At 39.9% G+C, this 286-nt stretch carries 1 pseudogene; it reads right to left on the reverse strand.

Annotation, left to right across the window (positions count from 1 at the left end):
* Positions 1–286, reverse strand: a pseudogene (locus SB775_RS28795) (type I pullulanase); the annotation flags it as partial.

Consider the following 286-nt stretch of genomic DNA (forward strand, 5'->3'; position numbering starts at 1 on the left):
CTGTTAATGTCCCATTTCGCCCTACTGTCTCCTCTTCCATTAGCCCTTTATATGTTCCTTTCTTATTCACCCCACTGTTTGGGTGAATAGTAGCGTCACGAATATGCAGTTCATACAATATGGCCTCTGTCATTGACTGTAATGGTGATAATTCTACTCGTTTTGTCACATTCGTTTTTTCCAAATCGATAACGACGCCGTATTTTCCATTTATCGTCGCAGACTTTGCATAAGGGTCAACCGCTTCGTTCCATATTAAATTAATACAAACAAGGAGTGTATATCG

Source organism: Peribacillus sp. SIMBA_075 (assembly GCF_046534585.1).